This is a genomic window from Pedobacter sp. (genome assembly GCF_046462515.1).
GTDB lineage: Bacteria > Bacteroidota > Bacteroidia > Sphingobacteriales > Sphingobacteriaceae > Pedobacter.
The window spans coordinates 509,501-527,127 of record NZ_JBKGVD010000008.1; the positions used below are offsets into that span (position 1 = coordinate 509,501).

Here is a 17,627-nt window from a genome sequence, read left to right on the forward strand (position 1 = left end):
GTTACCATTTTCAAGATGGTGGCAGACTATTGTGGCTTGCCAATCGGCCATTAAAATTCTTTTTTCTTTTCTGCCACCTGTTCTCTAGCTATATATAAGCATCAGCACATTGCTACGGTTTTAGGTGAACTAGCTAGCAATAGCCAAATGATCATTGTGCTGTAATTCAGTGCTCTAATCATCTTTTAAATTTCGTGATACTCCTATGAACTCAAAGACGGATTTTGCCGCAGTTAAAAGTTTATTATTCGTCGCAATATTCAGTTCTCTCATCGAACAATCATTGTCATTTATCGAGCATGTATTTCGTTCGTCTTTGTCCTGATAGAACTTAGTGCCAAATATTCAATGTTTCTAAACTAAGAGAATAAAAATGAACGCAGTAATCAAAGGAATAAAATATGAATAAAAGGATACTTCTAATTGGAATTGCATTACTTGGCTTTGGCGTGGCCAATGCACAACAAAAGGTAAAGGATGGAACAGGAGCAGGTGCAACCCTGCCTAACAAGGACGCTATTTTGGAACTGGAAAGTGCCAACAAAGGCCTGTTACATGTAAGAGTAGCATTAAAATCTACCAGTAATCCAGCCCCATTGTCGGCTCACGTTGCCGGAATGATGGTTTACAATACAGCAACAGAAGGAGATGTAACGCCTGGCATTTATTATAATGATGGAACAAAATGGATAAAAAGTTCAACAGGTTTACAAGGTCCAAAAGGTGATAAGGGCGATACCGGCGCAATGGGTCCACAGGGACCTATTGGTCTGACCGGAGCTGTTGGGGCCACAGGCGCACAGGGCCCAAAAGGAGATACAGGAGCCACCGGACCCCAGGGTCCTCAAGGTCCTGCTGGGGCAGATGGTGCACAGGGTTTGAAAGGTGACAAGGGCGACAAGGGCGGCATTGGTGCAACGGGTCCGCAAGGTCCTAAAGGTGATACAGGTGCCCAAGGAGGAATTGGCCTAATAGCTAACGGTGGAAACACTACGGTAACAGGAACAGGTATCAACGGAGATCCCTATCAGATAAGTACGCCTTTATCCAAACTTTCGCAAAACCCAGTTACCGGTGTAATTACCCATATAGATCAAGCAAACAATACTACTACAGCAAACATCGTAAGTACTAATGCTGGCAATCTGCTAACCATAGGTACCGATGGTGGTGCCCAGCTAAATGCTGCTTCACTGCCGGTAATCACAGCAAGCAATGGTCTAACTAAAACAGCTAATGATGTACAGTTGGGTGGTACCTTAATACAACCAACAACTATTGTAACAGACAATACAAATACATTGGCATTAAATGGATTGGGTTCGGGAAGTTCCACTGACAAAATTGTGGTAGCTGACGCGACAACCGGCATATTAAAAACAATACCCCAGATATCTAGTTATTGGTCACTCATGGGCAATACATTAACGGGTACCGAATTTTTAGGCTCTACAAATGATAAGGATGTAGTTTTTAAGCGGAACGGTTTCCTGTCAGGTATGTTAAGTCTCAAAAATACAGGCTTTGGAGTGGGTTCGCTTTTAAACAGCACAACTGGCACAGGAAATACTGCGATAGGTATGCAGTCTATGGAGAATAATACAACTGGATTTGACAATACTTCAGTAGGCTTTTTTGCCTTACAGAATAATACAATAGGTATGTCCAATACAGCCTTAGGTACCGGAAGCCTAAGTAGCAATACTAAAGGACATTTGAATACGGCTCTTGGTAAACAGGCTATATTTAATAATGAATCTGGTTCTCAGAATGTTGCGATAGGTTTTAATGCGCTGATGGGAGCTAGTGCTGCGAGTGGGAACGACAATACAGCAGTAGGAACAGAAAGCTTGCGTTTTATAAGCAGTGGCTCAAATAACGTTGGGCTTGGTAAGTCTGCGGGAACCAAAATAACCACGGGCAGCTATAATATTGCCATTGGCAGTGGAACAGAAGTTGTTGATCCTGTCGGAAACAGGCAGCTGAACATCGGTAACAAAATTTACGGTACAAATTTGCCATCAGATAACGCTTCTACCGGAGCCAGCGGGAATATTGGCATTGGTATCATTGTGCCAACAAATGCATTGCATGTTTTTGCAACAGCAGATCCATTGCGTTTAGAAGGATTGGGAGCAGGCAGTGCTACAGACAAAATTGTGGTGGCAGATGCCACCGGCGTATTAAAAACGATTCCCCAGACGGTATCGTCTTCGAATAATTGGTCGTTTGCCGGCAACGCGTTAATGGGGACTGAGTTCTTGGGGTCTACAAATGACCAAAACGTAATATTCAAGCGAAATAACATTCAGTCTGGATTAATAAGTACATCCAACACCGGGTTTGGGGTAGCATCCTTGAGCGCCATTACAACAGGACTCAATAATACTGCGATAGGATCAGAGGCATTAAAAGCCAACACTACAGGTGATGCGAATGTCGCCATAGGGCCTCAGGCATTGACTGCCAATACGGGAGGGATTGTGAATATTGCAGTGGGTGATCGGGCATTGGCTGCCAATACTACAGGTTCAGCGAATATCGCTATAGGTCGACAGACATTGTTTGGGAATACTACAGGTACCACGAACATTGCAGTAGGTGAAGCTGCGTTAAAGGCCAATACAATTGGTTCAGGAAATATTGCGGTGGGATGGAATTCGTTGTTGGCCAATACCACGGCTAACAATAATACTGCGGTGGGCGAAAAAGCGATGGAGGCCAATACCACGGGAAATGACAATACGGCGATTGGATATTTTAGTTTACAGGTGAATACAACAGGAAGCTCTAATACTGCAATAGGTATAGGTACCTTGAGCAGCAATACTACAGGTCTTCTAAATACAGCCATCGGGACACAGGCAATATTTAATAATACCATTGGAGGGCAAAATGTTGGTGTTGGTTATAATGCGCTGCGGGGCGTTGGCGGGGCAACTGGCGCAAGTAATACGGCTCTGGGCGCAGCATCTTTGGCCAGTGTAAATAAGGGAAACAATAACATTGGTGTTGGCAAGGACGCGGGCAGCAGGATCTCTGATGGTAACAGTAACGTCACCGTTGGCCAGGCCGCAGGATCTAAAATAACTACCGGTAGTTATAACATTGCTATTGGCAGCGGAACAGAAGTTGCCACAGCAACTGCAGACAGGCAGCTGAACATCGGCAATAAGATTTACGGAACAAATTTACCGGCAGATAATGCCAGTACAGCTGCCAGCGGCAATATTGGCATCGGTACGATTGCACCAAACAGTACCTTGCAGGTAGGTGGGTCCTTTTCCCTACCGATACAGAGCATTACGGCCAGCTATGCCCTTACCGGAATTGACTATAAAATCTTGACCAGAAATACTTCTCCCGTAACAATAACCCTTCCAGCACCAGCCATTTGTAAAGGACGGATATATGTTATACAAAACATGGGAACTTCAACGGTTGCTTTTAGTCATAATATCGAAATAGGTGGTGGCAATGTAATTACAGCGGGAACTGCAACGCTTACAGGCATCGCAGCTTCAGTATCCTATGTTAGCGGTTACACCTTAACCCTACAAAGCGATGGAACGGTTTGGACAGGAATCACACAATAAAATGTTTATGAAAGGACTTGGACTGACAACAATCCTGTTATTGTTCTGTTCTACCATGCTAAATGCGCAATCAGGAGCAGGAAGTGTAACAGTAGATAATTCTGATGTTCATATTACAGAAGGTACCATTGAGCAACGTTTTAGTGAAGAAACGTATTTTGGTCCCAAAGCCAATTGGACTATTGATGGGACTTTAGAAATCTACAGTAAGAACATCTGGATTGCCAGTGGAGCAAAGTTCAGTGGCAAGGGCAGGATCATAATCTATAATCCGGGCAACAATCCATACTATGTAGATATGGCCAATAGCCCAACTACGATAGACGGTAACAACAATACCTTCATCAACCTGATTGTAGAACACCGAAACCCTAAAAGTATTCTGTTGGCTGATGTTAGCGATCCGGGTTATGGCACAACCAATCCCTCGGGCGTTGCTTCGGCATCGATTGGTATCGGAGGCGAATTGTATCTGGCTAGTGACGGCGCAAATATTATTTTGAACGGTCATAATTTAGCCTTTGGTCCGGATGGAAAAATAATCGGATATAACGCCAGCAGGATGGTGATTAGTGGAAACAGTATTACCGGTCACATGGTTAAGCAATTGACAAATGCCGGGTCGTTCGTGTTTCCGGTAGGAATTTCAGAAGGAGATTATACACCTGCTACGCTTGCTGCAAAATCGGCGGGCATGATCTCGGTATCCGTAACAGACGATGCCAAAAGTAATCTATTAGGGATCAAGCCCAATACCGGAATCAACCGAAACTGGCATATCTATGCCGATCTTCCATTGAAGGCCGATGTGATGTTGCAGCACAATCCATCTACTAACGGGATGTTTTTCAGAGATGCCAATGCAGAAATAGCACAGTATGTAGGAAATGGCCTTTGGGACATTGCAAAAGGAAACAATCCGTCGCAGGGTGTCCATACGCGTATGAACATGGACTTGGCAACTGGCGATATGTCGGAAAAGGCGTGGTTCACCAAATTCGTGGTATCGGGGAGTATGCTAACGGTACCAAACCTATTTACACCGAATGGCGACGGAACGAACGATGCTTTCGAGATCAGGGGATTGGAAATGTTTGCTACCAATGATATAGTTATTGTAAACCGCTGGGGTAACGAAGTATTCAGGGCTACAAACTACAAGAACAACTGGACGGGCGAAGGGCTCAATGAGGGCACCTATTACTATGTGCTGCGTGTGAAAGAGAATGCCAGATCCGAATGGCAGGTGTTCAAGGGCTATGTAATGTTGGCCAAATCATTTAAAAAGTAGGAAAGGTTAAGTAAAATGAGATTAACAACCATCAAAAAAATATTAATGGCAATTGGCGCATTGCAACTGGCCTTTGGAGTAGCACGTGCCCAGCAGGATGCGCAGTTCAGCCAGTACATGTTCAATGGCATCTATATCAACCCAGCTTATGCGGGCTATCGGGAACAACTAAATTTACACGCTTTTTACCGCACACAGTGGACTGGTATAGAAGGGGCACCAAAAACGATGTCTGTTGCGGTGGATGCGATTGCTAACCGCGGCAATGTGGGACTGGCCCTCCAGCTCTCAACAGACAGGCTGGGTGCACAACGCAACTCTTCCGTTTATGCCAATTATGCCTACAGGCTTCGACTGAACGAAGAAGGTACTTCACGGCTGGCCATGGGTTTAGGTGTCGGTCTGGTACAGCTGGGCACGGACGGAGCATTGCTCAATCCGAACAGTCCCGAACGCGACCAGCCCCTGGGTGTGCAGAGTACTATTATTCCAGATGCAAGAGCAGGAGTATTCTTCTCCAACGACAGGTTTTATGCAGGTTTCTCAGCCGACAACCTCATTTCGCAGTTTATAGATGTGAACCGTTATGCCTTTGTTCCGAAACCCAAACCGCACTATTACCTCACGGCTGGAGCTTTAGTACCCATATCAACAGACGTAATGCTTAAGCCTTCCTTTTTGCTGAAAGACGATCGTGGCGGTCCTACAAGCCTTGATCTCAATGCCTTTCTCATACTTGGCGAAAGAATTTGGTTGGGAGGCTCCTACCGTACAGGTGTAAAGCTCTACAATAAGGATTACCTGCAGAAAGATCTGACCCAGCTCAATTCGGCGGTAGCAGCCGTTCAGGTGTTTCCCACCAGCAATTTTCGTGTAGGTTATGCCTACGATTTTTCCATCGGCCCATTGCAGGGCTACAGCGGAGGTACGCACGAGATTTCAATCAGTTACTTCTTCAGCAGGAAGAACACCAGGATGCTGAGCCCAAGATATTTTTAACGAACAAAAAAACTTATACATATGAAAAGAGCCCTGTTTATAGGCGTTGCAATTATTTTTTGGAGCTTTTCGAAGGCAAGCGCCCAGTATGTGGTGAACGATGCCGACAGGCAGTACGCCCTGTTCAACTATGCCAAGGCCATCGACCTCTACGAGCAGGCCTGGAAGAAGAAGGAGACCCTGCACACGGCCGAGCGCCTGGGCGAATGCTACCTGAAGCAGAACAATTACCGTGAAGCGGAGAGCTGGTACGCCATAGCATCGGTCATGCCCGGCAGCAGTCCAAAAAACACGTTTTTCTATGCCGAAACCCTCCGGAGCAATTCTAAATACACCGAGGCGAAAGCCCAGTACCAGAAATATATCGCTATGGACGGCAAGGTGAGCCCTGCCCGGCAGAGCCTTTGGCTGTCGGGCTGCGATTCGGCCATGCGCTGGATGAAGGAGCCAACAGCAACTACCGTGAACAATGAAAAAGCACTGAACTCTGCCCAATCTGATTGGGGAGCTGTTAAGTTGGGGAATGCAGCGGTATTTTCTTCGGACAGGGGCGCTGCCGGAACGGCACAGGATGCCAGCCACCCATTCCTGAAATTCGACGGGGCTAAGGTCCCAGACAAAAAGGTGTACGGATGGACCGGAAACCGCTACCTGCGCCTGTACGAGCAGAACGGAAACGAAGGCGCCAGGCTTTTTCCGATCGCAGCGGGCACCGACTACCACGTAGGCCCCGCAAGCTTTACCGCCGATGGCAGAGAGATGTACTTTACGCTTACCCGTATCCCCAAAGATGCAAAATACGGGAAGGAAAAGGGCGTAGAAGGTAAACTCGCTACGGTAAACGTAGAGATCTATTCGAGCACCAAAGACGCAAACGGAAACTGGAGCGCTCCGGTGGCATTTGAATACAACAATGTAAATACCTATTCGGTAGGCGATCCCTTTGTCACTGCCGACGGCAGGATACTTTATTTTGCCTCTACCATGCCCGGGGGCAGGGGAGGATCCGACCTCTATGCATGCTTCCGCACGGAAGACGGGCGCTGGGGCAGACCGGTCAACCTCGAAGAATTCAATACAGAAGGCAACGAGCGCAGCCCTTTCTTTGATGGCGACAGGAACTTCTATTTCAGCAGCGACGGGCTGGCAGGCATGGGCGGGCTGGATATTTTTAAATCGGTCCGCAGTTCGGGAAAGATGGGCAGGCCGGTGAACATGGGCTACCCAGTAAACTCGCCACAGGACGATTTTGCCTACAGCAGAGCAGATGCCACTACGGGTTATCTATCCTCGAACCGTAAGGGCGGACTCGGCGAAGACGATATCTATAGCTTTGTTGAACAGTTGATATTGGCCTTCAAATTGAACGGAACAGCTTATAACAAGAAAACCAACCGGCCATTGGGCAATGTACTGGTTTCGCTGCACGGTACCAACGGCCAAAACCTGATGGTACAGACTGACGAAAATGGCAAATTTAGCTTCAACCTCGACAAAGAAACCGATTATGTGCTTACTGGTGATAAAACCGATTTCAGGAGCGACAGGACAGACTTGAGCACCAAAAATCTCTTGGCTCCAACAGACCTGAAGAAAGATCTTTTCTTGGAACAGATCGAACTGAACAAAGGCATCAGATTGGAGAACATCTACTACGATTTCGACAAGGCCGATATCAGGCCAGACGCCGCCATTGAGCTTGACAAGTTGGTGAAGATCATGCAGGACAACCCGACCATCTGGATCGAGCTGGGCTCGCATACCGATAGCCGCGGCAACGACCAGTACAACCAGTGGCTGTCGCAGCGCCGGGCCAACTCTGCCGTACAATATATCATAGACAGGGGCATTGCCAAGAACAGGGTCACGGTCAAAGGCTATGGCGAAAGCCAATTGCTAAATCAATGTGCCAACGGAGTAAAATGTACCGAAGCCAAACATCAACTGAACCGCCGAACCGAGTTTAAGATTGTAAAACAATAATATACCAAGATATTAGCAAAAAAGGAAGGTATTGGATGTTAGATGATTATTTACTTTTCAGGAATGCTGTTTTTACCCATCTTGCTGGAAAATTTTTGTATATGAAAACAGACTTACCAAAGAGTTAATATATCAGCATATATTTCATACCCCACTATTTTTTTGTTTTTCTTTTTAAAATTAATGAACTGATAAATGTTACAATTAATCCTACAGGTAAAATTTCTGCATAGGTCATCAGTGCATTAAAGAAAGGGTTTTTATACATTGCGGCAAACTCTGCCATTTCCTTTAGCTTACTTTCTATTGCTGCTGCTGTTGCTCCGTTTGATTTCATGTTCTCAATTTCGTGAGCACCATATTTGTCCAAAAAATCTGGCATGAAGAAAAAATAGCAAATCAGCCACGAAATAACATAAACGGTAGAAGCAATCAGCACAATCAAAAACCCTATTTTAAAAGCCTTTCCGAAACTGATAATACCGCCATTATATTTATCGCGGTAATTGCGAATACCTACAAAAACCATTGAAAATGCGATGAGCATGGAAGCATAGCCAATAATCATGCTAGTGTTCCAATCCACATTGCCTTCGCAATGGCTGTAATAATTCATCGAAATCAGCATTATGACTGAAACGATAATGCCTGAAATCAGTCCGTAAATGAGAATATTTTTTTGCATGTCTAAAATTGTTTGTTGATACTAAATTGAGAAAAATACTATTCTTTCGGATTGTACCACTTTTAACAGCGGTACAATGTTGATCAAAGTATTATTACCCGCCCACTATTTCCTGATCACCTTTCTGGTTTCAGTGCCGTTGTTCCCGGTCAAGTTTATAAAATAGATCCCCGATGGGTATTTTGAAAGGTTCAGTACCACCTCTCCCTGCGTGGCATCTAAGCGGTGCGCCTGCAAGACCTTACCGCTGATATCCGATACGCTAAGGGCATGGTAGTTACCCGAAAGGCCAACGGTTACCTTATCGGCCGTAGGGTTGGGGTACAGGTTAAAGGCAGACCTCGAAAAATCGAATGTTACCTTTCTGATGCCCAGCTCTGTTGCAGCGCCATCGTAATCAACCTGCACCAGTTTGTAATAGTTGTTGCCCCTTAGCGGCCTGCTGTCGGTATAGCTGTAGCTACCGCCGCCCTTTGTACCCATCTCCTGTAGCAACACAAATTTGCCATCATCGGTGCCGCGGTAAACCTCGAAGCCCTTGTTGTTGTGCTCTGCCGCGGTCTGCCATTGCAGTTTTGCCAGATAACCGTCTGCCTTGGCGGTAAAGCCGGTAAGCGTAACGGGCAGGGGCGCACTGCTTGATAGCAATCTCGCTATCCTGTTTCTGGGGCTGCCGTTATAGAGGGTAAAGCCTCCGCCAGCTATTATCTTTCCATCGGGTTGGAGAGCTATTGATTGAACCTGATTATTGAAACCCGTACCGGGGTCAAAGCTGGTATCCAATGTGCCATCGGTATTTAAACGTGCTATACTGTTTCTTGGAGTACTTTTGAATGTAGTAAAAAAACCACCCACCACCATCTTTCCATCGGGCTGCTGATTTATGGAACAAACAGTGTTATTAAAACCATTACCAGGGTCAAAAGCAACATCCAGTGATGCATCACCGTTTAACCGGGCAATAAATTTCCTTACGGTACCTCCGAACGCGGTAAAGCTACCACCTGCCAGTATTTTGCCATCGGGCTGCAGGATGAGCGTCTGTACATCATCGTTAAAACCGGCACCGGGGTCAAAAGCTGTATCCAGTGAGCCATCGGTATTTAAACGGGCTATACGGTTTGTTGCGGTTCCGTTGTAAGAGGTAAAATAGCCCGCCACTATGACCTTGCCATCGGGCTGCAGCACTATAGAATTAACCGTGTTGTCAAAGCCGGTACCCGTATTAAAACCGGTATCCATCGATCCGTCTGCATTTAAACGCACAATACGTTTAACTGCCGTTCCGTTATAGGTGGTAAAGCCTCCGCCCGCTATTATCTTTCCATCGGGCTGCAGCGCTATAGAATTAACCGTGTTGTCAAAGCCTGTACCGGGATTAAAGCCCATGTCAAGTGTACCATCCGGGTTTAAGCGAACAATACGGTTACTTGCTGTTCCATTATAAGAAGTAAAACCTCCGCCCGCCAGTATTTTGGCATCATACTGAAGGGCTATGGTATTTACGGTACCGTTAGTATTAAAGCCAGTACCGGGACTGAACGTAACATCCATCGTCCCATCGGCGTTTAAACGGACAATACGGTTAACTGTGGTTCCGTTATAGATGGTAAAGCCTCCGCCCACTACGATTTTGCCATCAGGCTGAGGCGCCATGGAAAAAACAATGCCGTCAAAGCCCGCAAAAGGGTTGAAACCTGTATCTTCCGTGCCATCGGTGTTCAAGCGGATGATACGGTTTTTTGCCGATCCCTTAAAATAGGTAAATTGTCCGCCTACCAGCATCTTGCCATCGGGTTGCAGGGTAACAGTCCAGGCGCTTCCGTTAAATCCGGTACCGGTGTCGAAAGTGGCATCCAAACTACCATCTGTACCCAGCCGTACAATACGATTTCTTGCAATGCCCTTGAATGTTGTAAAAGCCCCATTTACCATTATCCTGCCATCGGGCTGCAAGGCCATGGAATAGACAATGTTATTAAATCCGGTACTGGAATCGAAAGTTAGATCCGGTGAGCCATCGGCATTTAGGCGGGCGATACTTTTTCTGGGAACTCCATTGAACATATCGAACGATCCGCCTACTATAAGCTTGCCGTTGGATTGCAGGACTATTGCACGTGGACTGCCATCAAAGCCCGTACCGGTGCTAAAGGTGGCATCCAGCGAGCCATCGGTATTTATGCGGGCGATACGGTTTGTTGGAACGCCGTTATAAAGTGTAAAATTTCCGCCCGCCAGTATCCTGCCGTCGGGCTGCAAGGACATGGAATAGACAATGTTATTAAATCCGGTACTGGAATCAAAAGTTAGATCCAGTGAGCCATCGGCATTTAGGCGGGCGATACGGTTTGTTGGAACGTCGTTATAAAGCGTAAAATTTCCACCCGCCAGTATCCTGCCGTCGGGCTGCACGACAATGCACTGGACAATGCTGTTAAATCCCCCGCCTGGATCAAAGGAGGTATCTACCGATCCGTCGGCATTTAACCGGGCAATAAATTTCCTTACGGCACCTCCGAACGCGGTAAAGCTACCACCTGCCAGTATTTTGCCATCGGGCTGCAGGATGAGCGTCTGTACATCATTGTTAAAACCGGCACCTGGGTCAAAAGCTGTATCCAGTGAGCCATCGGTATTTAAACGGGCTATACGGTTTGCTGCGGTTCCGTTGTAAGAGGTAAAATAGCCCGCCACTATGACCTTGCCATCGGGCTGCAGAACGCTAGCATATACATTACCATTAAAGCCTGTACCGCTGCCAAAACGCCCGTTATCAAGTGTGTTAAAGGTGGGATCGTTGGCGCCATCCTGCGCAAAGCCCCAAAGGCATAGTAAAAGTAGGGTTAATAGAGGTAAAAGTCTCTTCATCTTGTATGGTTTGCGTTTATTTATCTGATATAAATATAATTATTTTTTTACACCCATAATATTCCTGTCAACCATACGTTGCGTAATAATCCAAAAATTTTTATTTTTACAGATAAAGTACAACTGGTAACGCTATTTACTTTTTTCCTACCCCCTAAAGGCTAGCTCCCCGTCTGATAAGTAACCGGATATAGTTCGATTATTCAATTAAGCAACTAACAAAAAATTATATACGCAATCACATAAAAAAACAAACTTTTCTGGATATTGGAATTATTGACAATAGCCATTCTTAATTCATCTTTTACTGAGACAATTTGCCAGGAACCGCAAGTTGGAACAAATGGAATTAAAATAGTTGCAAAAGAAAAAACCGTATTTATGAAAAAGACAAGAATAATCTGTATTGCTCTGGCAAGCGCACTTGCCGTAGCTTGTGTTAAAAAGGAAGAAGGATTAAACCAGGATAAGCTTGCAAAAATCCAAGCTACTGCAACAGGAAGCGAGACCAAACGTTTGGTAACTGAAAACACTTATCTTAATGTTGATATTGAGAAGCTGAACAAAGAGCTGAACGACCGCACGAAGAACAAATATCAAAAAACCGAACTGGCAAAAGCCAGAGCTGTACTGTACAGGTTTTATAGCCACGTTCATTTAGAGGGCGACCAATATGTTTGTTCATTGAAATCTGCTGAAGAAATTAATATATCTGAAAAATTTTTCAGGTACTTGATTGATGGGTTGCAAAAAACTAATGCAGACATAAAAACAATGAAAGCCAAAGACCCTAAAACTAAAATTGAATTACCGCAAATAACCCCACAGTATTTGCAGGGGCTAATTCAATAAATTTCTAAACCAAAAGTTAGTTGATAAAAAGGCCACTTATAATGGCCTTTTTCTATGAATAGATTAAATATTGTTTTAACGGTAATGCCGAATATAATTAGAAGAGCAACAAGATTTCTTAAAAGTCGGAGGTAATTTAGATGAGGGATGTTAATCATTTAAGGTTAATATTTTTGCTTGGAATTGAAATTCTAGGTTTGGCATTTTTACCCATCCAGCTTTGCCAAAATGAATTAGGGAATAAAAATCTTTGTTGAATTTTTTAGGAAATGAACTGCATTTTAGCGCTGGAAGCTTGTTCAGGCTCCAACCATGGATTTTTAAAATATCGTTTGAATAGTATTCTTGGGGGAGCGTTTCGAATACGATAAAAAAGCCTTCATCAGGGATTTTTATCCCTAAATAAGAAATGTCGATACTAAACGATTTTTCGGATTTTTTATTGCTCACAACAAACCCTTCCATCAGTTGTTCGGATGGGAATTCGCTTTTATTGTTCTTTTTATATAAGCTGATTTTGAAAGGAGCGTTAATGCCTTGAGCCTTATTACTCATATTGATAATAATCTCTTTTATATAGCTCTCATTTTCATATTTAGGTAAATATAAGGCATATTTTCTATCGAATGCGGTCAGATATTGACTTATAGAAAAGCTATTTGGTCCATATTCTAACGTTTGTTTTTTTTCTTGCTTTCTACAATCTTTACTTCTTCTAATGTTACAGCTGCTTCTTTAAGTAATATAACTGATGGTAGCTCATTTAGATATGTAACAATGATTTTCTTTGTTTCGTACCCTATATGCCTAATACTTATTGTATCAGATATCTTTAATAATTTTAAAGAGATAGGGACAACACCAATTTCATTTGAAGGGAAGTATTTTTTTGAATTAATATCTATGGTTACCCCAATAACTGGAATTCCGGAACCGTCAATTTTCACTTGCGGAGACCAAATACTTAACTGATTGTTTTGGGCAATACATATCGTGCAAATAAATATAGAGAAAAGAATTATGGTAATTTTTTTTGCCCCCATTGGTTAATAATCTTAAGTACTTAATCTTTATGTCAGATAGTAAAGATAAATTAATGATTTAAATGTAGAGAAATACTAAAAAGCAGGCAAGAAAGCAGGATTTCTTGAAAGTCGGAAGTAATTTGATAAGTGATGTTCCAATTTTGAACAAGGCAGGTTGTTACTTTCTGTTTGGCCATGTGATCAAATTAATAGAAAAAACGTTAATCCTTATAGTCCAGATTGAAGTGCTTGAAGATTTCCTTGGTAATGACCTTACAGTTGTAGGCATATTCCTCAAGCGTACAACAGAGCATGCGTACCTTCATCGGGATCTCATCTACGACCTCCATCAGGTCAAAATGTAGCAAGGCCTCATTTTTAAGGTCATCATTTCCCTTCAGCTTGTCGAAAATGGAATTGGCCGCATTCCCGTCGTTCCCCAAAAAGTACTGGCCATAGGGCTCAAACCCACGTCGTCCCCTTTGACTGAGCAATATATAGAATTGTGCTTTCATACACCGGACCATCAAACCATAAAAAAGAGAATGCCATAACCCGTATAGCCTGCGGTATTTATGGCACTCCCAGTGTTCAGCCAGAAATTTTATTTGATGTCGATACGTCTGGTGACAGATTTCGCTTCTTCCTTCTTGGCGATGTCCACCTTCAGCAGCCCATCGACGTAACGGGCTTCGATATTGTTCTCATCAGCTCCTTCCGGCAAGGTGAACGACCTTACAAAGGAATTGTAACTGAACTCACGTTTGCTGAAGTTACGCTCTGAGGTATTGTCCTGTGATGACTGCTCGACCGATATGCTCAATACATTTCTGTCGATGCGCAGGTTAAAGTCTCCTTTCTGCAGACCGGGGGCGGCAAGCTCGATATGGTAATGGTCCTCTGTTTCGCTGATATTTACAGCAGGTACCCTGGTTACCATACGATCTGAAAAAAAGGTGTCATCAAAGATCGATTTAAACACGTCATCAACGCCCGGCATCGATGACAGTTTGTTTTGGTTGGGATTGAATTTAACCAAGTTCATAGATTTTCCTCCTTAATTAAATCAGTGATTAAAATTTATATAATTAATTAAACTCTTGAAATCCATAAACAACCTGCATGCCAAGCATTGTAAGCCTTTTGTAGCAGTTATGTGAACTGAAAAAAGTTCAGGATTCTGAAAAATTTTCAGACATGAAATGTCAAATTTTCTTACTGGTAGGCGGGTGGAAAGAAAGAGGTAAACATCCTTTGACAGATGCCAGTAAAAAAACGATTTTTGTCCATCATTGGGCGGATAGAATAGAAGACTCATAATCTTTTGGTCGCAGGTTTGAGCACGGCTTGGCCCACAACTTTTGTGATAAACCGTCTTAATATGTTTAAACGCGTTTTTTTATTTTTTAGATTAAGCAGAACTTTTCAGGAATGCTGCTTTTACCCACCTTATTGCAAATTTTGGTATATGCAAACAGACCTTTACCAAAAGAGTTAGCTACCAAATTTAACCCTATTCGAGAACCAAAGTATTATGCATAAGCTCTCGAAGAATTGTTGCAATGATTTTCTGTAATTTAAAATCCTTCATCGTTAATTGTTATTTCTATTCTTTGTAGAGTTATAGTTATTTGATAATCAAGAAAGGTTAAAAATTTTTATCAGGGATTCTTTTCAAGAGCTTGTTAGATTAAAAATTACTGATGCGGCTTTCATTTTGTGAGTATACCAATTTCCCTTGCTTTATTGATTGCAACAACAATATTGCCGGTCTCAAATTTGTGTAATAATGTTGCGCGGTGGGTTTTAACGGTGAGGGGGCTTATAAATAATTCTTCGGCTATCTCAGCAGATTTTTTGCCTTCAGCGAGTAATTTTAGGATCTGCTTTTCCCTGTTTGTCAGTTCAGGGATTTCCTCCGTATTTTTAAGCTCAGCAATATTAAAGTTTGCTTTTACTTCACTGCTTAGTGCAACCTTTCCCTGTAGCGCATTCTGTATACAATTTAGTATGTCTTGCGCATCTGCCGTTTTTAATAAATAACCGCTTGCACCATTTTGGAGCATCTGTTTAATAATACTTCGCTCGCTTAAATTACTGATTGCCATTATGATCACATTCGGATAAGATTTCTTGAGTTCCTTACAGATTTCTATTCCGTTGCCATCTGGCAGTGTAATATCCAGCAACACCAGGTCAGTCTCATTTAAATCTGCAAAATCCAACAATGTCTTTGTTGTACTGAACTGTCCGCACAATTCCAACCGTTCATTTCCCTGTATAACATTTTTAAATCCTTCGATAACGAGCGGATGATCATCAACAATTACCACCCGAACCTTTCTGTTATTGTCCCACATACAATTCTATATTAATATTGCTGCCCTCACCTGAAGTATCGATTTCCATCTTCCCATTAAGTAGATCCACACGATTCTGGATATTTTTCAATCCCCGGCTGGAATTTGGTACTCCCTTAGTTGAAAACCCCTTTCCATTGTCCTCTACCGTAATAAAGAAGTATTGATCAGACTGGCTGCACTGTACAATGATTTTTGATGCATTGGCATGTTTTACGGCATTGTAAACCAGTTCCTGTATAATGCGGTAGATCATGACCTTTACTTGAGCTGAGAAATTATCTTCAAGATCAAAAGCTTTAAAGCTGATTTTAAGTCCCGGTAACATTGCTTCATCACAGAGGTCCTTTAATGCAACTGCAAGCCCAGACTGTAGCAAAGATGTAGGCATCATATTCCTTGCGATGCGTCGTAGCTCGTTTACAGCATATCCCAAGCGGTCAATTGTTTGAACAAGATCATCCTTTTCTAAATTGTGTTTTTTGGATACGAGTTGCGACAGATTGAGCTTGATACCCGCTAACATGCCTCCCAGGCCGTCATGAAGATCTCTTGCCAACCGACCGCGCTCCTTTTCTTCTCCTTCTAAAAGAGCTTTGCCGAGTTCAATCCTTTGCTGCTGCTTTAACTGCTCTATTTCTCTGGCTGTCCTTCGCTTTTTGTTATGGAACCAGATGTAAAAAGAAAACAAGGCAAAGACAAATATAAATACGGTTATCCACGCTATGGTTCTCTGTCGGTTTGTTTTCTCCCTTGCTAAAATTAGTTCCTTTTCTTTCTGTATATAATTATATTTAGCTTCCAGATCGGCAATTTTTGTTTTTGTTTCCTGTGCGTACATCTCTTCCGATACTTCTCTTTGCTTTTGTAGCCAGATATAAGCCTCTTTAAAGTTGCCCATCGTTTCTTCGATTGCCGCCAGATCGCCAAAAAGCTGTTTTTTATCGGTTATAAGTTCAATATATCCGTCATGGTACATGTTCAGTAATACTTTTTTCGCTTCTTTCCAGTTTCCCTGTGCCCGAAAAAGTTCGGCCTTTTGGTAAAGCAGCTGCCTGATATCATAACGGTTCTTGAGTTTTTCAGCAATAGACAATCCCTTTTCAATGGTTTGTTCGGCCTCTTTCCATCGCTTTTGCCTAAGCAGGTACATACTTTCTATTGCATGAAAATTTGGTGCATATATTGACTGTGGGTCTTGTTTTAAGGCCAAGGAGGCAATCCGGATGTTCTTTCCGGCTTCATCAAGTTTTCCCTGCAGAAGATAGACCTTTGCCAAATGGCAATACACATCTACTTTCCTGAGATCATGGGGAGCTAACCTTTCGAATATTGAAGCAGATTTCTTTAAATAGAGGGCAGCTTTTTCATACTCCCCATAATTCATGAAAGGTAAAGCCACATTAGTGTACCCATCTGCTACACGCAGGCTATCTCCTCCTTTTGCAGCAAGAGGGATGGCCTTGTTTAGAAAAAGGTCGATAAAACGTCTATTGTCGCCCCGTAACTGAGCCATAACGCCTTTGTTTGCCCAGGTACGGCTCTGGTATATGTAAGAATTTACGGAATGTATCTGTTCAAGGTGCTGCAGGGCAGTATCAAATACTAAGTCTGCTTTCAGAGGAGAAAAATCCATATACACCCTGCCTAGATAGAAGTATCCGATGCCAAGTTGCTGAACATCACCAGAAGCATATTTCAGCCCCTGTCTGATATATTCTATTGACCTTATCGTATCAGAAATAGAAAGGCTGTCGCCCCATTTAAAAAGCAGTTTTGCCCTTTGGATGTTGGAGGTTGCATTTTCCAATTGCTGCTTGATACTGTCTGTATGGACAGTAGATTGTCCTTGCACTTGCATTACAAAAGTAGTGGAAGTGCCCCATACCAATAAGTATTTTGATAATATACGAAGCAAATACATCACATAATATTAGCAAAATATTCATACTCTTTAAGCCAATG

General features: G+C 43.2%; 14 protein-coding genes. 6 read left to right on the forward strand and 8 right to left on the reverse strand.

Features of this window, described 5'->3' with window-relative positions:
• Positions 1-401: 401 nt before the first annotated feature.
• The 4 genes from ACLHG9_RS10220 to ACLHG9_RS10235 are packed head-to-tail and all read left to right on the forward strand — an operon-like array spanning position 402 to position 7,869.
• Positions 402-3,596, forward strand: a complete 3,195-nt coding sequence (locus ACLHG9_RS10220) for a hypothetical protein (RefSeq protein ID WP_410221393.1) — start codon at positions 402-404, stop codon at positions 3,594-3,596.
• A gap of 7 nt (positions 3,597-3,603) precedes the next feature.
• Positions 3,604-4,887: a gliding motility-associated C-terminal domain-containing protein gene (locus ACLHG9_RS10225; protein WP_410221394.1), complete on the forward strand. Its 1,284-nt coding sequence runs from the start codon at positions 3,604-3,606 to the stop codon at positions 4,885-4,887.
• 15 nt (positions 4,888-4,902) lie between these two features.
• Positions 4,903-5,886: a type IX secretion system membrane protein PorP/SprF gene (locus ACLHG9_RS10230; RefSeq protein WP_410221395.1), complete on the forward strand. Its 984-nt coding sequence runs from the start codon at positions 4,903-4,905 to the stop codon at positions 5,884-5,886.
• A gap of 21 nt (positions 5,887-5,907) precedes the next feature.
• Positions 5,908-7,869 (forward strand): OmpA family protein, encoded by a 1,962-nt coding sequence (locus ACLHG9_RS10235; RefSeq protein ID WP_410221396.1) that lies wholly within the window; start codon positions 5,908-5,910, stop codon positions 7,867-7,869.
• 154 nt (positions 7,870-8,023) lie between these two features.
• On the opposite strand, the gene ACLHG9_RS10240 is transcribed toward ACLHG9_RS10235, so the two are convergent.
• Positions 8,024-8,554 (reverse strand): DUF4199 domain-containing protein, encoded by a 531-nt coding sequence (locus tag ACLHG9_RS10240; protein ID WP_410221397.1) that lies wholly within the window; start codon positions 8,552-8,554, stop codon positions 8,024-8,026.
• 105 nt (positions 8,555-8,659) lie between these two features.
• Entirely contained in the window at positions 8,660-11,425 is a 2,766-nt protein-coding gene (locus ACLHG9_RS10245) for a T9SS type A sorting domain-containing protein (RefSeq protein WP_410221398.1), read from the reverse strand.
• Positions 11,426-11,806: 381 nt separating this feature from the next.
• Here ACLHG9_RS10245 and ACLHG9_RS10250 point away from each other — a divergent pair, with 381 nt between their 5' ends.
• Entirely contained in the window at positions 11,807-12,277 is a 471-nt protein-coding gene (locus tag ACLHG9_RS10250; protein WP_410221399.1) for a hypothetical protein, read from the forward strand.
• A gap of 150 nt (positions 12,278-12,427) precedes the next feature.
• Here ACLHG9_RS10250 and ACLHG9_RS10255 read toward each other — a convergent pair whose 3' ends face one another.
• The 4 genes from ACLHG9_RS10255 to ACLHG9_RS10270 form a co-directional block, all read right to left on the reverse strand.
• The gene (locus ACLHG9_RS10255; RefSeq protein WP_410221400.1) at positions 12,428-12,832 is read right to left on the reverse strand and encodes a hypothetical protein; all 405 of its coding nucleotides are present in this window, start codon (positions 12,830-12,832) and stop codon (positions 12,428-12,430) included.
• A 116-nt stretch (positions 12,833-12,948) separates the two neighbouring features.
• Entirely contained in the window at positions 12,949-13,320 is a 372-nt protein-coding gene (locus ACLHG9_RS10260; protein ID WP_410221401.1) for a hypothetical protein, read from the reverse strand.
• 203 nt (positions 13,321-13,523) lie between these two features.
• Entirely contained in the window at positions 13,524-13,817 is a 294-nt protein-coding gene (locus tag ACLHG9_RS10265) for a hypothetical protein (protein WP_410221402.1), read from the reverse strand.
• Between the two features lie 89 nt (positions 13,818-13,906).
• A complete protein-coding gene (locus ACLHG9_RS10270) occupies positions 13,907-14,347 on the reverse strand; it encodes an Hsp20/alpha crystallin family protein (protein WP_410221403.1) in 441 nt (146 codons plus the stop codon).
• 152 nt (positions 14,348-14,499) lie between these two features.
• Here ACLHG9_RS10270 and ACLHG9_RS10275 point away from each other — a divergent pair, with 152 nt between their 5' ends.
• On the forward strand, positions 14,500-14,622 hold the full coding sequence (locus ACLHG9_RS10275; RefSeq protein WP_410221404.1) for a hypothetical protein: 123 nt from the start codon (positions 14,500-14,502) through the stop codon (positions 14,620-14,622).
• Between the two features lie 392 nt (positions 14,623-15,014).
• Here the strand turns inward: ACLHG9_RS10275 and ACLHG9_RS10280 are convergent, their stop codons facing one another.
• Together ACLHG9_RS10280 and ACLHG9_RS10285 are read right to left on the reverse strand one after the other, a co-directional pair.
• Complete coding sequence (locus tag ACLHG9_RS10280) at positions 15,015-15,662, reverse strand: response regulator (RefSeq protein WP_410221405.1); 648 nt, start codon at positions 15,660-15,662, stop codon at positions 15,015-15,017.
• Complete coding sequence (locus ACLHG9_RS10285) at positions 15,649-17,586, reverse strand: ATP-binding protein (RefSeq protein WP_410221705.1); 1,938 nt, start codon at positions 17,584-17,586, stop codon at positions 15,649-15,651. The genes ACLHG9_RS10280 and ACLHG9_RS10285 overlap by 14 nt, the downstream gene beginning before the upstream one ends.
• Positions 17,587-17,627 lie beyond the last annotated feature (41 nt).